This is a genomic window from Nocardioides panaciterrulae (assembly GCF_013409645.1).
GTDB classification, from domain to species: domain Bacteria; phylum Actinomycetota; class Actinomycetes; order Propionibacteriales; family Nocardioidaceae; genus Nocardioides; species Nocardioides panaciterrulae.
Genome location: NZ_JACCBG010000001.1, coordinates 2,601,144 through 2,623,401, shown reverse-complemented (window position 1 = coordinate 2,623,401; position 22,258 = coordinate 2,601,144). Strand labels below are relative to the sequence as shown.

Annotated in this window: 18 protein-coding genes; 14 read left to right on the top strand and 4 right to left on the bottom strand. The window is 71.1% G+C overall.

The window, feature by feature from the left end; genetic code table 11:
- Positions 1–12: 12 nt before the first annotated feature.
- A complete protein-coding gene (locus BJZ21_RS12425) occupies positions 13–1,401 on the bottom strand; it encodes an NAD(P)/FAD-dependent oxidoreductase (protein WP_179664040.1) in 1,389 nt (462 codons plus the stop codon).
- Complete coding sequence (locus BJZ21_RS12420; protein WP_179664039.1) at positions 1,398–1,883, bottom strand: Lrp/AsnC family transcriptional regulator; 486 nt, start codon at positions 1,881–1,883, stop codon at positions 1,398–1,400. Before BJZ21_RS12420 ends, BJZ21_RS12425 begins: the two co-directional genes overlap by 4 nt.
- Positions 1,884–2,092: 209 nt before the next feature.
- On the opposite strand from BJZ21_RS12420, the gene BJZ21_RS12415 reads away from it, so the two are divergent.
- Genes BJZ21_RS12415 through BJZ21_RS12395 form a run of 5 tightly spaced genes read left to right on the top strand, consistent with a single transcriptional unit; the run spans position 2,093 to position 7,683 of the window.
- A complete protein-coding gene (locus BJZ21_RS12415) occupies positions 2,093–3,286 on the top strand; it encodes a polyamine ABC transporter substrate-binding protein (RefSeq protein WP_179664038.1) in 1,194 nt (397 codons plus the stop codon).
- Positions 3,279–4,442, top strand: a complete 1,164-nt coding sequence (locus BJZ21_RS12410) for an ABC transporter ATP-binding protein (protein WP_343052121.1) — start codon at positions 3,279–3,281, stop codon at positions 4,440–4,442. The genes BJZ21_RS12415 and BJZ21_RS12410 overlap by 8 nt, the downstream gene beginning before the upstream one ends.
- Before the next feature lie 7 nt (positions 4,443–4,449).
- Positions 4,450–5,307: an ABC transporter permease gene (locus BJZ21_RS12405; protein ID WP_179664036.1), complete on the top strand. Its 858-nt coding sequence runs from the start codon at positions 4,450–4,452 to the stop codon at positions 5,305–5,307.
- Between the two features lie 22 nt (positions 5,308–5,329).
- Positions 5,330–6,181, top strand: a complete 852-nt coding sequence (locus BJZ21_RS12400) for an ABC transporter permease (protein ID WP_179664035.1) — start codon at positions 5,330–5,332, stop codon at positions 6,179–6,181.
- Positions 6,178–7,683, top strand: coding sequence for a CoA-acylating methylmalonate-semialdehyde dehydrogenase (locus BJZ21_RS12395; RefSeq protein WP_179664034.1), 1,506 nt, complete (start codon positions 6,178–6,180; stop codon positions 7,681–7,683). The genes BJZ21_RS12400 and BJZ21_RS12395 overlap by 4 nt, the downstream gene beginning before the upstream one ends.
- A 91-nt stretch (positions 7,684–7,774) precedes the next feature.
- On the opposite strand, the gene BJZ21_RS12390 is transcribed toward BJZ21_RS12395, so the two are convergent.
- Positions 7,775–9,208: an aspartate aminotransferase family protein gene (locus BJZ21_RS12390; RefSeq protein ID WP_179664033.1), complete on the bottom strand. Its 1,434-nt coding sequence runs from the start codon at positions 9,206–9,208 to the stop codon at positions 7,775–7,777.
- 133 nt (positions 9,209–9,341) lie between these two features.
- Here BJZ21_RS12390 and BJZ21_RS12385 point away from each other — a divergent pair, with 133 nt between their 5' ends.
- The 7 genes from BJZ21_RS12385 (at position 9,342) to BJZ21_RS12355 (ending at position 17,979) form a co-directional block, all read left to right on the top strand.
- Entirely contained in the window at positions 9,342–11,000 is a 1,659-nt protein-coding gene (locus tag BJZ21_RS12385; RefSeq protein ID WP_179664032.1) for an amidohydrolase, read from the top strand.
- A 109-nt stretch (positions 11,001–11,109) separates the two neighbouring features.
- The gene (locus BJZ21_RS12380) at positions 11,110–12,543 is read left to right on the top strand and encodes a gamma-aminobutyraldehyde dehydrogenase (RefSeq protein WP_179664031.1); all 1,434 of its coding nucleotides are present in this window, start codon (positions 11,110–11,112) and stop codon (positions 12,541–12,543) included.
- Positions 12,544–12,666: 123 nt separating this feature from the next.
- Entirely contained in the window at positions 12,667–13,920 is a 1,254-nt protein-coding gene (locus BJZ21_RS12375) for a saccharopine dehydrogenase family protein (RefSeq protein WP_179664030.1), read from the top strand.
- 1 nt (position 13,921) lies between these two features.
- Positions 13,922–14,995 (top strand): ATP-binding cassette domain-containing protein, encoded by a 1,074-nt coding sequence (locus BJZ21_RS12370; RefSeq protein ID WP_179664029.1) that lies wholly within the window; start codon positions 13,922–13,924, stop codon positions 14,993–14,995.
- Entirely contained in the window at positions 14,992–16,230 is a 1,239-nt protein-coding gene (locus tag BJZ21_RS12365; protein ID WP_179664028.1) for an ABC transporter substrate-binding protein, read from the top strand. Before BJZ21_RS12370 ends, BJZ21_RS12365 begins: the two co-directional genes overlap by 4 nt.
- Before the next feature lie 2 nt (positions 16,231–16,232).
- A complete protein-coding gene (locus BJZ21_RS12360; protein WP_343052120.1) occupies positions 16,233–17,156 on the top strand; it encodes an ABC transporter permease in 924 nt (307 codons plus the stop codon).
- 7 nt (positions 17,157–17,163) lie between these two features.
- Positions 17,164–17,979: an ABC transporter permease gene (locus BJZ21_RS12355; protein ID WP_179664027.1), complete on the top strand. Its 816-nt coding sequence runs from the start codon at positions 17,164–17,166 to the stop codon at positions 17,977–17,979.
- A gap of 290 nt (positions 17,980–18,269) precedes the next feature.
- Here BJZ21_RS12355 and gabT read toward each other — a convergent pair whose 3' ends face one another.
- A complete protein-coding gene (gabT, locus tag BJZ21_RS12350) occupies positions 18,270–19,625 on the bottom strand; it encodes a 4-aminobutyrate--2-oxoglutarate transaminase (RefSeq protein ID WP_179664026.1) in 1,356 nt (451 codons plus the stop codon).
- Between the two features lie 135 nt (positions 19,626–19,760).
- Here gabT and dxr point away from each other — a divergent pair, with 135 nt between their 5' ends.
- On the top strand, positions 19,761–20,870 hold the full coding sequence (gene dxr, locus BJZ21_RS12345) for a 1-deoxy-D-xylulose-5-phosphate reductoisomerase (RefSeq protein WP_343052119.1): 1,110 nt from the start codon (positions 19,761–19,763) through the stop codon (positions 20,868–20,870).
- A complete protein-coding gene (locus tag BJZ21_RS12340) occupies positions 20,867–22,228 on the top strand; it encodes a M50 family metallopeptidase (protein WP_179664025.1) in 1,362 nt (453 codons plus the stop codon). Before dxr ends, BJZ21_RS12340 begins: the two co-directional genes overlap by 4 nt.
- The last annotated feature ends 30 nt before the right edge of the window (positions 22,229–22,258 follow it).

Here is a 22,258-nt window from a genome sequence, read left to right as displayed (position 1 = left end):
TCCCGCGCGGGGTCAGCCGCCGAGCAGCGGCGCCACGGCCCGGGCGACCAGGCTGGGCCGCCGGGTGAGCCGCTCCTCGGCGTCGGCCAGCGTCGTCGCGCGCAGCCCGGCGTTGATGCCCAGCCAACGCAGCGGCTCGGGCTCCCACCGGCGGGAGCGGTGGCCGACCCACGGGAGCCGGGTGAGGTCGGTGTCGTGCCCGAGCACCAGGTCGCGCAGCGTCCGGCCGGCGAGGTTGGTGGTGGCGACGCCGTCCCCGACGTACCCGCCCGCCCACCCCAGGCCGGTGCTCCGGTCCAGGCCGACCGAGGCGCACCAGTCCCGCGGGATCCCCAGCGGGCCGCCCCAGGCGTGGGTGACCCGGGTGCCGGCGAGCGCGGGGAACATCTCCAGCAGCGTCGCGTAGAGGCGCATGAAGACCCGCTCGTCGCGGTCGAACTCCGGACGGACCCGGGAGCCGAGGTGGTACGGCGCGCCGCGGCCGCCGAAGACCAGCCGGTCGTCGGCGGTGCGCTGGCCGTAGATGATCAGGTGCCGGTGGTCGCTGAAGGTCTCGCGGCGGGCCAGCCCGACCTGCTCCCAGACCGCGGGGGACAAGGGCTCAGTCGCGATCACCAGCGAGTAGACCGGCGCCACGGCGCGCTCGTGGCCCGGCAGCCGGGGCGTCCACCCCTCGGTGGCACGGACCACGACGTCGGCGCGCACGAGGCCGTGCCGGGTGTGCGCGCGGCCCGGTTCGATGGAGGTCACCCGGGTGCCCTCGAAGAGGTCCACGCCCCGGCGCAGCACGGCGTCGGCGAGTCCGTGGACCAGCCGGGCGGGGTGCAGGGCCGCGCAGTCCGGGGTGTACGTCGCGCCGCGGGTGCCGGCGCCGGCGAGGACCCGTCGCGCCTCGTCGGCGCCGAGCAGGAGCAGCTCGTCCTCGCCGCGACCCCACTCCCGGGCGGCCCGCACCTCCTCCCGCGCGCGCTGCCACTGGGCCCGGCTGCGGGCCAGGATGATCGTGCCGCCCTTGGCCACGTGGGCGTCGATCCCCTCGGCCGCGGCGACCCGGACCACCTCGTCGACCGTCGCCCGCATCGCGCGGTGCTGGGCGAGCGCGCCGGCGCGGCCGGCCAGCCCGGCCGGCCCCGCCAGCCCCGCCAGCGCCGGGAGCGACGCCGGGAACAGCGCCGAGCACCAGCCGCCGTTGCGGCCGGACGCGCCGTACCCCGCGGTCTCGGCCTCCAGCACGGCGATGCGCAGCGACGGGTCGGCCTCGGCCAGGTAGTACGCGGTCCACAGCCCGGTGTAGCCCGCCCCCACGATCGCCACGTCGACGTCGAGGTCGCCGGGCAGCGCCGGCCGGCGGGTGCGGCCGGGGCGGGCCGTCTCGTGCCAGAACGAGAGCCCGCCGGTCATGACTGGGTGAGCGGGACGCCCCAGGAGTAGGTCTGCTTGCGCAGCCTGAGGTACATGAACGTCTCGGTGGCGACCACGCCCTCGATCATCCGCAGCTTGGCGGAGATCAGCTCGAGCAGGTGCTCGTCGCTCTCGCAGACGACCTCGACGAGCAGGTCGTAGCTGCCGGCGGTGACCACGACGTAGTCCACCTCCTCGAGCTCGGCGACCTGGTCGGCGACCGGCTCGAGGGGCCCGGACACCCGCACGCCGACCATCGCCTGGCGGGCGAACCCGAGCTCCAGGGGGTCGGTCACGGCGACGATCTGCATGACGCCGCCGTCGATGAGCCGCTGCACGCGCTGGCGTACGGCGGCCTCGGAGAGACCAACGACCTTGCCGATAGCGGCGTAGGACCGTCGACCGTCCTGCTGGAGCTGCTCGATGATCGCCCTGGACACCTCGTCGAGCTGGGCGCCGGGGCGCGCGGTCTTGCGGGTCATGGGCGCATGCTCGCAGGGGTGAGGGCCGCGGTCAAAGGTTGCGGAGGCGAGGCACACGTGGCGGATGGTTCGGAGGGTCCGGTTGTGCTGTCCGCCTCGGACGAGCGATTTCGTTGCGAGCAGGTTTTATCTCGACGGTTTCGCTTGTCGTGGGGTCGAGGTCGTGGCACGATCCCAGCCATCGATGCACCCACCCGAAGGGGAGTGGAATGCCGCCTGACCAGCCGTACACCGGCCCCGGCCTGAGCCGGCGCGGACTGCTCCGCGGGGCCGGGGGCGTGGCGTTCGCGGGCGCCAGCCTGGCCGCGCTGAAGCTGCCGTTCTTCGCGGTCGACGGAGCCCAGCAGGTCCCGGCGAACTGCCGCGCCACCGACGTCTCGGCCCAGGACAAGCAGCTGGTGATCTCCAACTGGCCGGGCTACATCGACCCGAGGAAGAAAGCGACCTCCACCTTCCAGGTGTTCGAGGACCGCACCGGGATCAGCGTCAGCTACACCGACGACATCAACGACAACGCCGAGTTCTACGCCAAGGTGAAGAACCAGCTCAGCGCCTGCCAGACCATCGACCGCGACATGATCATCCTGACCGACTGGATGGCGGCCCGGATGATCGGCCTCGGCTGGATCCAGCCGCTGGACAAGAAGAAGGTCCCGAACCTCCACGCCAACCTGATCGACCCGCTGCGGAACAAGCCCTGGGACCCCGACGAGCGGTTCCACGCGCCGTGGCAGAGCGGCCTGACCGGCATCGCCTACAACGCCTCCATGGTCAAGGAGGTCGGCAGCTTCGAGGATCTGATCACTCGCTCCGACCTCTCGGGCCGGATCACCCTGCTCTCCGAGATGCGGGACACGATGGGGTTCATGCTCAAGATCGTGGGCGCCAACCCGGAGAAGTTCACCCCGACCCAGTGGGGGCAGGCGATCGACAAGCTGGATGCCGCGGTGCAGGGCGGCCAGGTCCGCTCCTTCACGGGCAACGAGTACATCCAGGACCTCGCGGCGGGCAACATCGTGGCCTGCGAGGCGTGGTCGGGCGACGTGATCCAGCTCCAGTTCGACAACCCGGACATCAAGTTCGTGACGCCTGAGGAGGGGTTGTCGCTGTGGAGCGACAACATGATGGTGCCCAACCAGGCCACCCACGAGGCCAACGCCGAGGCGTGGATCAACTACTACTACGAGCCCGAGGTCGCCGCGAAGCTGGCGGCCTGGGTCAACTACATCTGCCCGGTCAAGGGAGCCCAGCAGGAGATGGAGAAGATCGATCCGTCCCTCGTGGACAACCAGCTGATCTTCCCCGACGACTCCATGCTCTCGGTGACCTGGGGGTTCATGGCCCTGGACGACAAGCAGATCGTCGAGTACGAGAGGGACTTCGCCAATGTCACAGGTGGCTGAGCACGACCACACCGCTCCGGTCGCCGCGGGCGACCACTTCGACGGTCTCCGGCTGCGGGGGGTCACGAAGTCCTTCGGCGGCTTCACCGCCGTGCGCGACCTCGACCTCGACATCCCGAGCGGCTCGTTCTTCGCGCTGCTCGGCCCGTCGGGCTGCGGCAAGACGACGACGCTGCGGATGGTGGCGGGTCTGGAGACCCCGACCTCGGGGTCGATCACGCTCGCCGGTGAGGACATCACGACGGCCAAGCCGTACCGGCGTCCGGTGAACACCGTCTTCCAGAGCTACGCGCTCTTCCCGCACCTCGACATCTTCGAGAACGTCGCCTTCGGCCTGCGCCGGCGCAAGCGGCCCGAGGTGGAGCGGCAGGTCAACGAGATGCTCGAGCTGGTCGAGCTGACCACCCAGGCGCGCAAGAAGCCGGCCCAGCTCTCCGGCGGCCAGCAGCAGCGGGTCGCGCTCGCCCGCGCGCTCATCAACGAGCCGCAGGTGCTGCTGCTCGACGAGCCGCTGGGCGCCCTGGACCTCAAGCTGCGGCGGTCGATGCAGATCGAGATCAAGCGGATCCAGACCGAGGTCGGCCAGACCTTCGTGCACGTGACCCACGACCAGGAGGAGGCCATGACCATGGCCGACACCGTCGCGGTGATGAACGGCGGCCTGATCGAGCAGATGGGCTCGCCCTCGGAGCTCTACGAGAACCCCCGGTCGACCTTCGTGGCGAACTTCCTCGGCCAGTCGAACCTGATCGAGGGGGCGGTCCGCGAGCGGGCCGCCGACCTGGTCAGGGTGGAGATGCACGGCATCACGGTCTCGATCCCCGCCGCCCGCGCCCACGCCGACGGCGACAAGGGCTGGGTCGGCATCCGGCCCGAGAAGGTCCTGATCGGCGAGGAGGGCGAGGAGCTCGACGCGCCGGGCAACAGCGTGCCCGGGGGCGTGGTCAGCGACGTCAGCTTCGTCGGCGTCAGCACGCAGTACCTCGTGCGGATGCCGTGGGGCCAGGAGCTCCAGGTCTTCGCCCAGAACACCGGGCACCGGCGGCTCTTCCGCGTCGGCGAGCGGGTCGAGCTGTCCTGGCGCCCGGAGTACTCCTTCCTGCTCGACTTCAGCCAGGACGCCTCCGCCGGCGCCCAGCGCGGCGACGAGGGCTGAGCCGGCGATGAGCGACGTCCGCCGTCGGGGGGCCATCGGCTACCTGCTCCTGATCCCGGCCGCCCTGTGGCTGGTGCTGTTCTTCGTCATCCCGTTCTACTCGCTGCTGGCCACCAGCCTCTTCGACCCCTCGGGGTCGGACTTCCGGGGCTACACGATGACCTACGAGTGGAGCAACTACTGGCACGCGCTCCAGGACTACTGGCAGCCGCTGGTGCGCGCGCTGGCGTACGGCGCGGCCGCGACGCTGCTCTGCCTGCTGCTGGGCTACGTGCTCGCTTACGCGATCGCGTTCCGGTCCGGGCGCTGGAAGAACCTGCTGCTGGTGCTGGTGATCGCCCCGTTCTTCACCAGCTTCCTGGTCCGCACGCTGGCGTGGAAGCTGATCCTCGCCGACGACGGGTTCGTCGTGAACAGCCTGCAGTTCCTGCACCTGCTCGGCCCGGACGGCCGGCTGCTGGCCACTCCGGTGGCGGTGATCGCCGGCCTGACCTACAACTTCCTGCCGTTCATGGTGCTGCCGCTCTTCGCCAGCCTCGACAAGATCGACCCGCGGCTGATCGAGGCCTCCAGCGACCTCTACGCGAACCCGTTCGTCGGGTTCTTCAAGGTGACCTGGCCGCTGTCGCTTCCCGGCGTGGTGTCGGGGACGCTGCTGACCTTCATCCCGGCCGCCGGCGACTTCATCAACGTCCAGCTGCTCGGCAGCCCCAACCAGCGGATGGTCGGCAGCGTGATCCAGAGCCTGTTCACCAACGCCAACGACTATCCGGCGGCGGCGGCGCTGTCGATGATCCTGATGGTGCTGATCGTCGGCATGGTGCTGGCCTACGTGCGCCGCGCCGGGACCGAGGAGCTGCTGTGAGCGAAGCGAACGGAGTCCGCTGATGCGTTGGATCCGCGACCACCTGGTGCTGCTGCTGGGGCTGCTCGTCCTGGCCTACACGTTCATCCCGATCGCCGTGGTGGTCCTGATGAGCTTCAACAGCCCCGCGAACCGGCTCGTCTACCAGTTCAACAGCTTCACGCTGCACAACTGGCTGAACCCGTGCGAGGACCCGAGCATGTGCCACGCGCTGGGCCGCAGCATGGAGATCGGGCTGCTGGCGACCCTGGGGGCGACGATCCTCGGCACGCTGGCGGCGTTCGCGCTGGTGCGCCACGACTTCGCCGGCCGGTCGGCGTCGAACCTGCTGATCTTCCTGCCGATGGCCGCCCCCGAGATCGTGCTGGGCTCCTCGCTGCTCGCGCTGTTCGTGGCCACCGGGTTCTCGGGGCAGCTGGGCTTCTGGACCATCCTGGTCGCCCACATCATGTTCTGCCTGTCCTTCGTGGTGGTGACCGTGCGCGCCCGGCTGGCCGGCATGGACGACGACCTCGAACAGGCCGCGATGGACCTCTACGCCACGCCCGGGCAGACGTTCTGGCGGATCACCTTCCCGCTGGTCTTCCCCGGCATCCTCGGCGCCGCGCTGCTGAGCTTCTCGTTGTCCTTCGACGACTTCATCATCACCAACCTCAACGCCGGCAACACCACGACCTTCCCGATGTACGTCTGGGGCGTCGCCCAGCGCGGCGTGCCGATGCAGGTCAACGTGGTCGGCACGGTGATGTTCCTGATCTCGATCGCGATCGTGCTCGGCGCCGAGTTCCGCAGCAGGCAGCGGGCCCGCGGCCTGGCCCGGTCGACTACCGTCACGGAGACCGCCAGCCACCTTCCCGCGAGGAGTGCCGCATGACCGAACCCACCCGCATCGACCACTGGCGCGACGGCGCCCGCTGGGCCGGCACCGGGGGGAGGTACGGCGACGTCCACGACCCAGCCACGGGCCGGGTCACCGGCCGGGTCGCGTTCGCCACCGCGGCCGACGTCGACGCGGTCGTCGCGGAGGCGCAGGAGGCCGGGCGGACGTGGGCGGCGATGTCGCTGTCGCGTCGTACCTCGGTGCTGTTCGCGTTCCGCGAGGCGCTGCACCGCCGTCGCGAGGAGCTGGCCGCCGTGATCACCGCCGAGCACGGCAAGGTGCTCGACGACGCGCTGGGTGAGGTGCAGCGCGGGCTGGAGGTCGCGGAGTTCGCGTGCGGCGCCCCGCACCTGCTCAAGGGCGGTTTCAGCGACGGCGTGTCCACCGGTGTCGACGTCTACTCGCTGCGCCAGCCGCTCGGCGTGGTGGGGGTGATCTCGCCGTTCAACTTCCCGGTGATGGTGCCGCTGTGGTTCGTGCCGGTCGCGATCGCCTGTGGCAACGCCGTGGTGCTCAAGCCGAGCGAGAAGGACCCCTCGGCCGCGCTGCTGCTGGCCGAGGTGTGGGCCGAGGCCGGCCTGCCCGCCGGTGTGTTCAACGTCGTGCACGGGGACAAGGAGGCCGTCGACGCCCTGCTGGAGAACCCGACGGTCAGGGCGGTCTCGTTCGTCGGCTCGACGCCGATCGCGCGCTACGTCTACGAGACCGGCACCCGCCACGGCAAGCGCGTGCAGGCCCTCGGCGGGGCCAAGAACCACATGGTGGTGCTGCCCGACGCCGACCTGGAGTCCGCCGCCGACGCCGCGGTCTCGGCCGGGTTCGGATCGGCGGGGGAGCGGTGCATGGCCGTCTCCGTGGTGGTGGCGGTGGACCCGGTGGGCGACGCGCTGGTCCCGCTGATCGAGAAGCGGATGGCCGCGCTGCGCACCGGCGACGGCCGCCGGGGCTGTGACATGGGGCCGCTGGTGACCGGCGCGCACCGCGACAAGGTCGCCTCCTACGTCGAGGCCGGGGCCGGCGAGGGCGCGGAGCTCGTCGTCGACGGCCGCACGGTGGCGCCGGACGGGGAGGCGGACGGCTTCTGGCTGGGCCCGACGCTCTTCGACCGGGTCCGACCGGGGATGTCGCTCTACGACGAGGAGATCTTCGGGCCGGTGCTCTCGGTGGTCCGGGCCCCGTCGTACGACGAGGCCCTGGCGCTGGTCAACGCCAACCCCTACGGCAACGGCACCGCGATCTTCACCCACGACGGCGGCGCCGCCCGGCGCTTCCAGCGCGAGGTCGAGGTCGGCATGGTGGGCGTCAACGTCCCGATCCCCGTCCCGATGGCCTACTACTCCTTCGGTGGGTGGAAGGCCTCGCTGTTCGGCGACACCCACGCCCACGGCATGGACGGCATCCACTTCTTCACCCGCGGCAAGGTCGTCACCTCCCGCTGGCCCGACCCCCGCGCCACCCGCCCGGGCATCGACCTCGGGTTCCCCCGCCACGACTGATTGTTGAGTTGGGCCCCCCGCCGGCATGAGTTGGGCCCCGCGCCGGCGCGGGGCCCAACTCGGACCGGCGGGGGGCCCAACTCAACGTTCGTCAGAGCATCGCCCCGGCCTTCTCCAGGACGACGCGCATGATCTGCTCGATCTCGTCGAAGTGGGACTGGTCGCAGATGAGCGGGGGAGCGAGCTGGACCACTGGGTCGCCCCGGTCGTCGGCGCGGCAGTAGAGGCCCTCGGCGTAGAGCTGCTTGGAGACGAAGCCGTAGAGCAGCCGCTCGCACTCCTCGTCGCTGAACGTCTCCTTGGTCGCCTTGTCCTTGACCAGCTCGATGCCGTAGAAGTAGCCGTCGCCGCGGACGTCGCCGACGATCGGCAGGTCGAGCAGCCGCTCCAACGTGGCGCGGAAGGCCGCCTCGTTGCTGCGCACGTTCTCCAGCACCTTCTCGTTCTCGAAGATGTCGAGGTTCGCGAGCGCGACCGCGGTCGAGACGGGGTGCCCGCCGAAGGTGTAGCCGTGGGCGAACATCTCGCCGGAGCCGTGCTCGGCCCGCGCGCCCGGCGGGATGTGCTCGTGCTCGAGCTTGGCGCCGGGGCCCAGGAACGGCTCCATCAGGCGGTCGCTGGCGATCATCGCGCCGAGCGGGGCGTAGCCGGAGGTGATGCCCTTGGCGCAGGTGATCATGTCGGGCTGGTAGCCGTAGCGCTCGGCGCCGAACATGTGGCCGAGCCGACCGAAGGCGCAGATCACCTCGTCGGAGACCAGCAGCACGTCGTACTCGTCACAGATCTCGCGCACCCGCTGGAAGTAGCCGGGCGGCGGCGGGAAGCAGCCACCGGCGTTCTGCACCGGCTCGAGGAAGACCGCCGCGACGGTGTCGGGGCCCTCGTTCTCGATCGCGATCGCGATCTGGTCGGCTGCCCAGCGGCCGAACGCCTCGGGGCTCAGCCCGTCGGGGGCGCCGTGCTCGGAGGACCGGTAGATGTTGGTGTTCGGCACCCGGAAGGTCGAGGGGACCAGCGGCTCGAACTGCTGCTTGAGCAGCGGCAGCCCGGTGATCGACAGGGCGCCCTGGGTGGTGCCGTGGTAGGCGATGGAGCGGCTGATGACCTTGTGCTTCATCGGCTTGCCGACGAGCTTGAAGTAGTTCTTGGCCAGCTTCCACGCGGTCTCCACCGCCTCGCCGCCACCGCTGGTGAAGAACACCCGGTTCAGGTCGCCGGGGGCGTAGCCGGCGACCCGCTCGGCCAGCTCGATGGCCGGCGGGTGGGCGTAGGACCACAACGGCATGAAGGCCAGCTCGCGGGCCTGCTTGGCCGCCGCCTCCGCGAGCTCGACGCGGCCGTGCCCGAGCTGGCTGACGAAGAGTCCCGCCAGCCCGTCGAGGTAGCGCTTGCCCTTGTCGTCGTAGATGTAGGCGCCCTCGCCCCGGACGATCACCGGCACGTCCGCATGGTCGTAGGTGGAGTGCCGGGTGAAGTGCATCCACAGGTGGTCCTTGGCGGCCTGCTGGAGGTGGTCGTGGTCCATGTCCCCATGTTGTCGGTCATTCGGCATTCCGGCAAGTGATTCCGTGGTCGACCTTCGGTGAGAACGCGGAATCCGTCGCCGATGTAGACCCTGGCGGATGACCTGCGCGACCCCCGCTGGTTCAATGGCGCCCATGGTGACCACCGTCCTGCGCGGGGGAACGCTCTTCGACGGCCATCGGTACCTCGGGCCGGGCGCGGTCGTCCTGCGCGACGACCGGATCGCGCTGGTCCTGGCCGGCCCCGAGCTCGAGGCCCTCGCCCCCCGCCTGGCCGCCGCCCCGGAGCAGGTGCGCGTGGTCGACCTGGCCGGAGGCCTGGTCGCCCCCGGCTTCGTCGACGCGCACGTGCACCCCGTCCAGGGCGGCCTGGAACGGATCCGGTGCGACCTCTCCGTGCTCGACACCCGCGAGGAGTACCTCGCCGCGGTGGCGGCGTACGCGCGTCGGCACCCCGACCGGCCGTGGGTGCTGGGCGGCGGCTGGGCGATGCCCGCCTTCCCCGGCGGCACGCCGACGGCTGCCGACCTGGACCGCGCGGTGGCCGACCGGCCGGTGTTCCTGCCCAACCGGGACCACCACGGGGCCTGGGTCAACAGCTGTGCGCTGCAGCTGGCCGGCATCGACGCGCGCACCCCCGACCCGACCGATGGCCGGATCGAGCGCGGTCCCGGCGGGCAGCCCACCGGGACCCTCCACGAGGGCGCCATGCGCCTGGTGTCCCGGCTGGTGCCGCCCACCGCCGAGGAGGAGTACGACGCCGCGCTGCTGGCCGGCCAGGGGTTCCTCCACTCGCTGGGCGTGACCGGCTGGCAGGACGCGATCGTGGGTGAGTACGCCGGGATGGGCGACCCGGGCCCGGCGTACCGGCGGGCGGCCGAGCGCGGCGACCTGACCGGCCATGTCGTCGGGGCGCTGTGGTGGGACCGCGACCGCGGCGAGGAGCAGGTGGCCGAGCTCGTGGCGCGGCGCGCGGCGTACACGCACGGTCGGTTCCGGGCCACCAGCGTGAAGTTCATGCAGGACGGTGTGGCCGAGAACGGCACGGCCGCCCTGACCGCGCCGTACCTCGACCGCTGCGGACACCGGACCGGCAACCGCGGTCGCTCCTTCCTCACGCCCGACGAGCTGTGCCGGCACGTGGCCCGGGTGGCGGCCGAGGGCTTCCAGGTGCACGTGCACGCCATCGGCGACCGGGGCGTGCGCGAGGCCCTGGACGCCTTCGAGGCCCTCGGCGCCGACGGCCGGGACCTGCGCCACCACGTGGCGCACCTGCAGCTGGTCCACCCCACCGACGTGGCCCGGTTCGCCCGGCACGGCGTGGCCGCCAACATCCAGGCGCTGTGGGCCTGCCTGGACGAGCAGATGGTCGACCTCACGCTCCCGTTCCTGGGGGAGGAGCGGGCCCGGTGGCAGTACCCGTTCGGCGACCTGCACCGGGCCGGGGCCCGCCTCGTGGCCGGCAGCGACTGGCCGGTCAGCTCGCCGGACCCCCTGGCGGCCCTCCACGTCGCGGTCAACCGCCGCCCGCACGAGCCGGCCGGGGCGGCCGGTCCGCTCGGGTCGGAGGCGTTCCTGCCGGAGCAGTCGCTGGCGCTGGAGACCGCGTTCGCGGCGTACACCTCCGGCTCGGCCTGGGTGAACCACCGCGACGACGCCGGCCGCCTCGAGCGCGGCGCGGCCGCCGACCTGGTGGTGCTCGACCGCGACCCCTTCGCCGCGCCGGCCGACCAGGTCGGGGCGGCCCGCGTGGTGTCGACGTGGGTCGACGGGGTGCCGGTCTTCGAAGCCTGATCGCAGAAAAAGACGGATTCCGTCATCGTGGACCGCAGAGCCCTACTCAATCCGTTGTCATCTGGTTAGGGTGGCGCCACCCACCACCAGGACCGGAGGGACCACAGCCATGGCAGACACGACGTTCCGGAACGTCATCGACGGCGAGCTCGTCGACTCGGCGTCGGGGGAGACCTACGACGTCATCGACCCGACCACCGGCGAGACCTACGCCCGTGCGCCGATGTCGGGGAAGGAGGACGTCGACCGGGCCTACGCCGCCGCGGCGAAGGCGTTCGAGTCCTGGGGCGCCAGCACCCCGCAGGACCGCGGCAACGCGCTGCTGAGGATCGCCGACGCGATCGAGGCGCGCGTGGACGAGATCAACGCGGTGGAGTGCCGGGACACCGGCAAGCCCCTCGGGCTGACGATGGCCGAGGAGATGCCCTACGCCTCCGACCACTTCCGCTTCTTCGCCGGCGCGGCGCGGGTGCTCGAGGGACGCTCGGCCGGCGAGTACATGGCCGACCACACCTCCTGGGTCCGGCGCGAGCCGATCGGCGTCGTGGGGCAGGTGACCCCCTGGAACTACCCGCTGATGATGATGATCTGGAAGATCGCGCCCGCGCTCGCGGCCGGCAACACGATCGTGCTCAAGCCGAGCGACACCACGCCCGCGAGCTCGACGCTGCTCGCCGAGCTGTGCCAGGAGTTCCTCCCGCCCGGCGTGCTCAACGTCGTCACCGGCGACCGGGACACCGGCCGCGCCCTGGTGGCGCACCCGACGCCGCAGATGGTGGCCATCACCGGTTCGGTGCGCGCCGGCATGGAGGTGGCCGGATCCGCGGCGACCGACCTCAAGCGCGTGCACCTCGAGCTCGGCGGCAAGGCGCCGGTGATCGTCTTCGACGACGCCGACATCGAGAAGGCCGCCGAGGGCATCGCCGGCGCCGGCCTCTTCAACGCGGGCCAGGACTGCACCGCGGCGACCCGGGTGCTGGCCGGGCCGGGCATCCACGACGAGTTCGTCGCCGCGCTCACCGAGGCCGCCCGGGGCATGAAGACGGGGCTGCCCGACGACGAGGACACCTACTACGGGCCGTTGAACAGCCAGAGCCAGCTCGAGCGGGTCTCCGGCATGGTGGACCGGCTGCCCGACCACGCCAGCGTCCGGACCGGCGGCACCCGGCAGGGCGACAAGGGCTACTTCTACGAGCCCACGGTGCTCTCGGGGCTGAGGCAGGACGACGAGCAGATCCAGACCGAGATCTTCGGCCCGGTGATGACCGTGCAGCGGTTCAGCGACGAGGCCGAGGCGCTGCGCTGGGCGAACGGCGTGGAGTACGGCCTCGCCTCGAGCGTCTGGACCAAGGACCACGGCCGGGCGATGCGGATGTCGCGGGGCCTGGACTTCGGCGTGGTGTGGATCAACACCCACATCCCGTTCGTCTCGGAGATGCCGCACGGCGGCTTCAAGCACAGCGGCTACGGCAAGGACCTGTCCATGTACGGCCTGGAGGACTACACGCGCGTCAAGCACGTCATGTCCTACATCGGTGACTGAGCAGCGGGCCGCGAGGGACGAGCGGGTCGCGTTGCGAAGGAGGGTCGAGCAAGCGCCACGACCGAGGAACGAGGTCGTGACGCGCGGGTCGAGACCCAGTGAGATGAAAGGCAACGTGAATTCATGAGGATCCTCCTGATCGGCGCGGGGGGCGTCGGCGCGGCGTTCGCCGCGATCGCGGCGCGCCGGGACTTCTTCGAGGCCATCGTGGTGGCCGACTACGACCCCGCCCGGGCCGAGCGGGCGGCCGAGGTCGACGGCCGGTACGTCGCCGCCCAGGTCGACGCCTCCTCCGCCGAGTCCATCGTGGCGCTGTGCCGGGAGCACCGGATCACCCACGTGATGAACGCGGTCGACCCGGTGTTCAACATGTCGATCTTCGCCGGCGCGTTCGAGGCCGGCGCCGACTACCTCGACATGGCGATGTCGCTGTCGAGGCCGCACCCGGACGCGCCGTACGAGCAGCCGGGCGTGAAGCTGGGCGACGAGCAGTTCGCGCTCGCCGGCGACTGGGAGTCGGCCGGCCGGCTGGCGCTGGTCGGCATCGGCGTCGAGCCCGGGCTCTCCGACGTCTTCGCGCGCTACGCCGCCGACCACCTGTTCAGCGAGATCGACGAGCTCGGCACCCGCGACGGGGCCAACCTCGTGGTGACCGACGAGGACGGCAACGAGATCTTCGCGCCGTCGTTCTCGATGTGGACCACGATCGAGGAGTGCCTCAACCCGCCGGTGATCTGGGCCGGCGACGGGTCCGGGCAGGGCGAGTGGCACACCACCGCGCCGTTCAGCGAGCCCGAGGTGTTCGACTTCCCCGAGGGCATCGGGCCGGTGGAGTGCGTCAACGTCGAGCACGAGGAGGTGCTCCTCATGCCGCGCTGGATCGACTGCAAGCGCGCGACCTTCAAGTACGGCCTCGGCGACGAGTTCATCAACATCCTCAAGGTGCTGCACACGCTCGGGCTGGACCGCACCGAGAAGGTGCGGGTCAAGGCCGCTTCGGGTGGGCACTGCGAGGTCAGCCCGCGCGACGTGGTCGCGGCGGTGCTGCCCGACCCGGCCACGGTCGGGCCGCGGATGAGGGGCAAGACCTGCGCCGGCCTGTGGGTCACCGGCACCGGCAAGGACGAGCAGGGCAGCCCGACCGGTCCGCGCTCGACCTACCTCTACCACGTCGTCGACAACGAGTGGACGATGCAGGAGTACGGCCACCAGTGCGTGGTCTGGCAGACCGCGATCAACCCGGTCATCGCGCTGGAGCTGCTCGCCCGCGGGACCTGGAAGGGCGCGGGGGTGCTGGGGCCGGAGGCGTTCGACGCGGTCCCCTTCCTCGACCTGCTCACCGAGTACGGCAGCCCGTGGGGACGCAAGGAGCTCTAGCGTGCCGACCGCCATCGAGCTCCGGGGACTGAGCAAGCACTTCGGGGAGGTGCGCGCCGTCGACGAGCTCGACCTGGACATCGTCGACGGCGAGTTCTTCTCGATGCTCGGCCCCTCGGGGTCCGGCAAGACGACGGTGCTGCGGCTGGTCGGCGGCTTCGAGCAGCCCACCGCCGGGACGATCCTGCTGGGCGGGGAGGACGTGACCGACCGGCCGCCGTTCGGCCGCGACGTCAACACGGTCTTCCAGGACTACGCGATCTTCCCGCACATGAGCGTGCGCCAGAACGTCGAGTACGGCCTGCGGGTGAAGCGGGTGCCGCGGACCCAGCGCCGCGACCGGGCCGAGGAGGCCCTGGCGACCGTGCGGCTCGAGGGGTACGGCGACCGCCGGCCGCACCAGCTCTCCGGGGGCCAGCGCCAGCGGGTGGCCCTGGCCCGCGCGCTGGTCAACCGGCCCAAGGTGCTGCTGCTCGACGAGCCCCTCGGCGCGCTCGACCTCAAGCTGCGCCGGGAGATGCAGATCGAGCTGAAGCAGATCCAGCGCGACGTCGGGATCACCTTCGTGTTCGTGACCCACGACCAGGAGGAGGCGCTGACGATGAGCGACCGGATCGCGGTCTTCAACCAGGGCCGGATCGAGCAGCTCGCCACCCCGGTCGAGCTCTACGAGCAGCCGGCCAGCGCCTTCGTGGCCGGCTTCGTCGGCACCTCCAACCTCCTCACCGGCGAGGTCGCCGGCAAGCTCCTCGGTGAGGACGGGACATTCGTGGTCCGCCCCGAGAAGGTGCGGATGACCGCGCCCGAGGAGGCCCCGGCGCCCGACGACCGGACCTGCGTCGCGCGCGGCGTCGTGCGCGAGGTGGTCTACCTCGGCGCCTCGACGCACTCGGTCGTCGAGCTCGACGCCGGCACCACCCTCACCGTGTCGCACCAGAACACCGACCGCTCCATCGACGCCGCCCTCGAGCGGCGTGACCGACCCGTCGCACTGGTCTGGCAGCGCGACCACCTGGTGGCGCTGGCTGGGGGAGCCCCCCACCCGGCGACGACCCCCGAGGAGGAGACAGCATGAGGAAGATCAGCCCTCGGCGGACCGGCACGCGCCGGTCCGGCGCGCGACGGCTCGGCGTACTCGCCGGCGTCGCCCTGCTCGCAGTGGTCTCGGGATGCGGCACCAGCGGTGGCGGCGGCTCGAGCCCCAGCGCCAACGGCGGCTTCACCCCGCCCGACGTACCGATGAAGCAGTCGCTCGGCAGCATGGAGGGACAGGTCAACATCCTGGCCTGGCCGGGCTACGCCGAGGACGGCAGCAACGACCCGAAGGTCGACTGGGTCACGCCGTTCGAGAAGCAGACCGGCTGCCAGGCCAACGTGAAGTACTTCGGCACCTCGGACGAGGCGGTGAAGCTGATGAAGACCGGTCAGTACGACGTGGTGTCGGCCTCCGGCGACGCCTCGCTGCGGCTGATCGCCGCCGGTGACGTGGCCCCGGTCAACACCGACCTGGTGAAGAACTACGCCGACATCTCGCCGTTCCTCAAGGACCGGGACTGGAACTCGGTGAACGGGCAGATGTACGGCATCCCGCACGGCTGGGGCGCCAACCTGCTGATGTACAACACCGACGTGGTCAAGCCGGCCCCGACCAGCTGGGGCTCGGTCTTCACCGGCGCCTCGCAGTACGCCGGGAAGGTGACCGCCTACGACTCGCCGATCTACATCGCCGACGCCGCGCTCTACCTGATGAAGCACCAGCCCGGCCTGAAGATCACCAACCCCTACGCGCTGGACTCCGACCAGCTGCAGGCGGCGGTCGACCTGCTGAAGAAGCAGCGGCAGAACGTCTCGGAGTACTGGTCGGACTACCTCAAGGAGGTGCAGGCCTTCTCCACCGGCGACTCGGTCATCGGCACCACCTGGGAGGTCATCGCGCAGGTGGCCCAGGGCGAGAAGGTCCCGGTCAAGGCGGTGCTGCCGCAGGAGGGCTCGACCGGCTGGTCGGACACCTGGATGGTCAGCTCGAAGTCGCAGCACTCCAACTGCGCCTACGCGTGGATGGACTACATCACCGGCCCGCAGGCCCAGGCGGACGTCGCGCAGTACTTCGGTGAGGCGCCGGCCAACCCCAAGGCCTGCGACCTGACCGCGAAGAACTTCTGCGACGCCTACCACGCCAGCGACGCGCAGTACGCCGACAAGATCTGGTACTGGACCACCCCGATCAGCAACTGCCTGGACGGCCGCAAGGACGTCCAGTGCACCGACTACGGCGACTGGACGCAGGCCTGGACCGAGGTGAAGGGCTGAGCGTGACCGCGACCAGCCTCGAGGAGCCCCCGGCGCCGGACGGACCCCCGGGGGCGGACCGGCCGCCACCGTCCCGGGCGCGCCGGCGGCGACCGCGGCCCGGCGTACGCACGGGGCTGCTGCTCCTCCCGCCGATGCTCTGGCTCGGTGTCGCCTACCTCGGCGCGCTGGCCGCGCTGCTGATCACCGCGTTCTGGAGCCAGGACGACTTCACCGGCGAGATCCAGCGGGTCTGGACCCTGGACAACTTCCGGCAGCTGTTCACCATCGACGTCTACCGCACGATCACGGTCCGGACGCTGCTGATCGCCGCGCTGGTCACGGTCGTCGACGCGGTGCTGGCGTTCCCGATCGCGCTGTACATGGCCAAGGTGGCCTCCGCCCGCGCCCAGCGGCTGCTGGTGATCGCGGTGCTGATGCCGCTGTGGGCGTCGTACCTCGTCAAGGCCTACGCGTGGCGCGCGATGCTGTCCGAGAACGGCCTGATCTCGTGGCTGCTGGCGCCGTTCGGGCTCGACACACCCGGCTACGGGCTGGTCGCGACCACGGTGACGCTGGCCTACCTGTGGCTGCCGTACATGATCCTGCCGGTCTTCGCCGGGCTCGAGCGGCTGCCGGGCTCGCTGCTCGAGGCGTCCTCCGACCTCGGGGCGCACTCGTGGACCACACTGCGGCGGGTCGTGCTGCCGATGGCCTTCCCGGCGATCGTCGCCGGGTCGATCTTCACGTTCTCGCTGTCGATGGGTGACTTCATCGCGGTCACGATCGTCGGCGGGACCGGCCAGCTGCTCGGCAACGTGGTCTACAACAACGTCGGTGCCGCCAACAACCTGCCGTTCGCGGCCGCCGTCGCTACCATCCCGATCGCGGTCATGCTCGTCTACCTCGCCGTCGTACGCCGTACCGGCGCGCTGGAGAACCTGTGAGGCCGCGATGACGCAGATCTCCCGCGGCCTGCGCGCCGTCCTCGTCGGGTTCACGGCGCTGGTGCTGGTGGTGATCTACACCCCGCTGCTGCTGGTGCTGCTGAACTCGTTCAACGCCGACAAGACCTTCACCTGGCCGCCGAGCGAACTGACCCTGCACTGGTGGGACGTGGCCGCGCACAGCACCGGCGCGCGCTCGGCGCTGTGGACCAGCGTGGAGGTCGCCCTCGCCGCCACCGCGGTCTCGCTGGTGCTGGGCACCCTCGCCGCGCTGGCGTTGCGACCGACCCGGTTCTTCGGTCGCAACGTGATCTCGCTGCTGATCATCCTGCCGATCGCGCTGCCCGGCATCGTCACCGGCATCGCGCTCAGCAACATGTTCACCACGGTGCTCGGGGTCGGGCTGAGCCTGTTCACGGTGGTGGTCGCGCACGCGACGTTCTGCATCGTGACGGTGTTCAACAACGTCCAGGCCCGCGTGCAACGCCTCGGCAGCAACTACGAGCAGGCCTCGATGGACCTCGGCGCGGGCCGGTGGACGACGTTCCGGCTGGTGACCTTCCCGATGCTGCGCTCGGCGCTGCTGGCCGGGGCGCTGCTCTCCTTCGGCCTGTCCTTCGATGAGATCGTGGTCACCACCTTCACGATCAGCGCGACCGACCAGACCCTGCCGATCTGGATCTTCCAGAACCTGTTCCGCCCCAACCAGGCGCCCGTGGTCAACGTGGTGGCCGCGGTGCTGGTGCTGCTCTCCGCGGTCCCGATCTACCTTGCCCAGCGGCTCTCGGGCAGCCACGCCGAGGGGCTCACCGGCGCCCGCTGACCGGAGACCCCGCCGAGTCGGCGCTGGTTGACGGGAGGTGTGCGCCGAGTCGGCGCTGGTTGACAGGGGAGTACGCCGAGTCGGCGCTGGTTGACGGGGGGTGTACGCCGAGTCGGCGCTGGTTGACCGAGCCGGGCGTCAACGAGCGCCGACTCGGCGTTGCTCTTGGTGCCGCTACGTGTCAACGAGCGCCGAGTCGGCGTTCCTCGAGGTGCCGCGACGTGTCAACGAGCGCCGACTCGGCGGTGCTCTTGGTGTCGCGAGCGTGTCAACGAGCGCCGACTCGCGTTTCAGGCGGTGGCGCGGAACGCCTCCGCGACCACGTCGAAGGCCTCGTGCAGCAAGGCGTCGGAGATGGCCAGCGGCGGCAGGAAGCGGAACACGTTGCCCCAGGTGCCGCAGGTCAGCGTGACCACGCCCTGGGAGTGGCAGTACGCCGAGATCGCGGCGGTGCGGACCGGGTCCGGGAGTGTGGTGCCGGGCTCGGTGAGCTCGACGGCCATCATCGCGCCGCGGCCACGGACGTCGCCGACGACCGGGTGCTCGGCCGCGATCCCGGTCAGCCGCTCGTGCATGATCGTGCCGATCTCGCGGGCGCGGCCGGCCAGGTCGTGGCTTCGCATCTCCTCGATCGCGCCGAGCGCGGCCGCGCAGGCGACCGGGTTCCCGCCGTACGTCCCGCCGAGGCCGCCGACGTGGACGGCGTCCATGATCTCTGCGCGGCCGGTGACGCCGGCCAGCGGCAGGCCGCCGGCGATGCCCTTGGCCGTCGTGACCAGGTCGGGCACGACGCCCTCGTGGTCGCAGGCGAACCAGTCGCCGGTGCGGCAGAACCCGGACTGGATCTCGTCGGCGACCAGCAGCACGTCGTTGCGCCGGCACCATTCGGCCAGTGCGGGCAGGAACCCCGGCGCGGGGACCACGAACCCGCCCTCGCCCTGGATCGGCTCGATCACCACGCACGCCAGGTTGGCGGTGCCGACCTGCTTCTCGACGACGTCGAGGGTGCGGGCGGCGGCCTCCTCGCCGGCGAGCCCGTCGCGGAACGGGTAGGACATGGGGGCCCGGTAGACCTCGCCGGCGAACGGCCCGAAACCCTGCTTGTACGGCATGTTCTTGGCCGTCATCGCCATCGTGAGGTTGGTCCGGCCGTGGTAGGCGTGGTCGAAGGCCACCACCGCGTCGCGGCCGGTCGCCACCCGCGCGATCTTCACCGCGTTCTCGACCGCCTCGGCGCCGGAGTTGAACAGCGCCGACTTCTTGGCGTGGTCGCCGGGCGTCAGCTCGGCCAGCGCCGCGCACACGTCGAGGTAGCCGTCGTACGGCGTGACCATGAAGCAGGTGTGCGTGAAGGCCGCGACCTGCTCCTGCACCCGGGTCACCACCCCGGGCGCGGCGTTCCCCACCGTGGTCACCGCGATCCCGGAGCCGAGGTCGATGAGGGAGTTGCCGTCGACGTCGACGAGCACGCCGCCGCCGGCTGCGGTCACGAAGACGGGCAGCGTGGTGCCGACGCCGTCCGCCACGAGCGCGCGCTTGCGCTCGAGACGCTCGAGCGAGCCCGGGCCGGGGATCTCGGTGACGAGGCGGCGCTCCTGGGGCAGGGCGGGCCCGCCGGTGCGGCTGGCGACGGTGGATTGGGTCATGTGGAGAGCCTAGATGCTTCGGTTCCGGTTGTGCAGGGGCGGTGGGGCGACGTATTCCCGGCCGCCACGGCCGTCCTCTCGGCGCCGGCCCGGTGCCTCGACGGAAGGCGGTCGGGGGCCTGCGAGGATGGACCGGTGAGCTCTCCCCACGGCCCCCGCTCGATCGTCGTCCTCGGTTCCACCGGGTCGATCGGCACCCAGGCGCTGGACCTGGTGCGCGCCAACCCCGACCGGTTCCGGGTCGTGGGACTGACCGCGGGCGGCGGCAACCCCGAGCTGTTCGAGCAGCAGGTGGCGGAGTTCCGCCCCGTGGTGCACGGCCTCGGCGAGGACGCCTCCTGCGAGGCGGCCGGCCTCGCCTGCGACGTCGTCCTCAACGCGATCACCGGCGCGGTGGGCCTGCGCCCCACGCTGACCGCGCTGGATGCCGGCAACACGCTGGCGCTGGCCAACAAGGAGTCGCTGATCATCGGAGGCCCGCTCGTCCTCGAACGAGCGAAGCCGGGCCAGATCGTCCCGGTCGACTCCGAGCACTCCGCGATCGCGCAGTGCCTGCGCGGTGGAAGCCCTGCGGAGGTACGCCGGCTGGTGCTGACCGCGAGCGGCGGCCCGTTCCGAGGCCGGACCCGCGCGGAGCTCGCGGACGTGACCCCGGAGCAGGCCCTCGACCACCCCAACTTCTCGATGGGCCCGGTCATCACCATCAACTCCGCGACCCTGGTCAACAAGGGCCTGGAGGTCATCGAGGCGCACCTGCTGTTCGGCGTCCCGTTCGACCGGATCGACGTCGTCGTGCACCCCCAGCAGATGATCCACTCGATGGTCGAGTTCCACGACGGCTCGACGATCGCCCAGGCGTCGTGGCCCTCCATGCTGATCCCGATCGCGCTGGGTCTGGCCTGGCCGGACCGCGTCCCCGACGCCGGACCCGGCTGCGACTGGTCGAAGGCGTCGAGCTGGGACTTCTTCCCGCTCGACGACGAGGCGTTCCCGGCCGTGTCGCTGGCCCGCCGGGCGGGGGAGAGCGGCGGCACCGCCCCGGCGGTCTACAACGCCGCCAACGAGGTGTGCGTCGACGCGTTCCGCCGCGGAAGGCTGGCCTTCACCGACATCGTGCCCACGGTTGCCGCCGTGCTCGCCGAACACGCCGTACCCTCGAAGCAGCGGCTCTCCGTCGAGGACGTCCTGGACGCTGACGGATGGGCTCGCAGCGCTGCTGACCGCCGGATCGAAGGGGCTTCATGACCGCCGTCTACTACACGCTGGGAGTGCTGATCTTCGCCTTCGCCATCCTGGCGTCGATCGGCCTGCACGAGCTCGGCCACATGATCCCGGCCAAGGCGTTCGGCACGAAGGTGACGCAGTACTTCGTCGGGTTCGGCCCCACCGTGTGGAGCAAGCAGGTCGGCGAGACCGAGTACGGCGTCAAGGCGATCCCGCTCGGCGGCTACGTCAAGATCGTCGGGATGCTCCCGCCGGGGGCGGAAGGCGTGGCCGATGAGGTCACCCACGACGCGGAGGGCAACACCGTCGTCCGGGTGCGCAAGTCCAACACGGGCATGTTCACCCAGCTCATCACCGACGCGCGTGCGGCGGAGTGGGACACGATCGGGCCCGAGGACAGCGACCGACTCTTCTACAAGAAGGCGTGGTGGAAGAAGGTCATCGTGATGGCCGCCGGCCCGTCGGTGAACCTCCTGATCGCCTTCGCGATCTTCTGGGCGGTCTTCGCGACGTACGGCACCCGGGAGGCGGTCGCCGACCCGGGCCAGCCGGTCATCTCCTCGGTGTCGCGATGCGTGATCCCCTTCGAGGACAACCGCACCCGCTGCCGGCCGAGCGACCCGGTGAGCCCGGCGGCCGAGGCGGGGCTGCGGCCCGGTGACGTGATCACCAGCTTCAACGGCACGAAGGTCACCGGCTGGGACCAGCTGCGCGCGCTGATCCGCGGCAACTCCGACGGCCGCGCGGTGATCGGCTACCGGCGCGACGGCAAGGAGCTGTCCGGCACCACCAGCACCACGGTCGAGGCCCGTCCGACCTCGAACACCGACATGACCCTGCACCAGGTGGGCTTCCTGGGCGTCTCGCCCACCACCCATGAGGTGGTCACCAAGGGCGGACCGCTCTTCACGCTCCAGCAGATGGGCACGATGACGGTCACGACGGTCAAGGCCCTCGCCACCCTCCCCGTGAAGGTGTGGGGGGTGGCCGAGGCGATCGCTGGGGTGCACCCGCGGTCCATCGACAGCCCGGTGAGCATCGTGGGCGGCGGCCGGATGGCCGGCGAGACGGTCTCGGCGCAGGGCTTCCCGCTGGCGGAGAAGGCGGTGTTCCTCGCCTCGCTGATCGGCGGGTTCAACTTCTTCATCGGCATGTTCAACTTCGTGCCGCTGCTGCCGCTGGACGGCGGGCACATCGCGGGCGCGCTCTGGGAGGCGCTGCGCCGGGGCCTCGCGCGGTTGCGTCGGCGTCCCGATCCCGGTTACGTCGACGTGGCGAAGCTGCTCCCGATCGCGTACGCCGTGGCCGCCTGCCTGCTGGTGATGGGCGTGGTGCTGATCGTCGGCGACCTCGTCGTACCCCTCCACCTCTCCTCGTGAGCGTGCGGTGCCGGCCGGTAGCCTCTGGGG